This is a genomic window from Citrobacter sp. TBCS-14 (genome assembly GCF_005280805.1).
In the GTDB taxonomy this organism is placed as follows: domain Bacteria; phylum Pseudomonadota; class Gammaproteobacteria; order Enterobacterales; family Enterobacteriaceae; genus Citrobacter; species Citrobacter gillenii.
In genome coordinates this window covers 1-565 of the sequence record NZ_SZWM01000378.1, presented here as the reverse complement: position 1 = coordinate 565, position 565 = coordinate 1, and the positions used below count along the sequence as shown (strand labels likewise).

1 pseudogene is annotated in these 565 nt (G+C 56.7%); it reads left to right on the top strand.

Annotated features, from left to right (window positions below):
• A pseudogene (locus tag FDX22_RS15635) lies at positions 1-565 on the top strand (FAD-dependent oxidoreductase); the annotation flags it as partial.

Below are 565 nucleotides of genomic sequence, written 5' to 3'. Positions count from 1 at the left end.
TGGGCGAACGCGCAATTACCATCAACCGCCAGGAGAAGGTGATCCACTCCAGCGCAGGTCGTACGGTCTATTACGATAAGCTGATCATGGCGACGGGCTCTTACCCGTGGATCCCACCGATTAAAGGTTCGGAAACCCAGGACTGCTTCGTTTACCGTACCATTGAAGACCTCAACGCCATTGAATCTTGCGCGCGCCGTAGCAAACGCGGCGCCGTTGTCGGTGGCGGCCTGCTGGGTCTGGAAGCCGCTGGTGCCCTGAAAAACCTCGGCGTTGAAACTCACGTCATTGAATTCGCCCCGATGCTGATGGCTGAACAGCTGGATCATNGATCAGATGGGTGGCGAGCAGTTACGTCGCAAAATTGAAAGCATGGGCGTGCGTGTGCACACCAGCAAAAACACTAAAGAGATCGTCCAGGAAGGCACCGAAGCGCGCAAAACCATGCGTTTTGCCGACGGTAGCGAACTGGAAGTTGATTTCATCGTCTTCTCTACCGGTATTCGTCCACGCGACAAACTGGCAACTCAGTGCGGCCTGGACGTCGCGCCGCGCGGCGGGATCG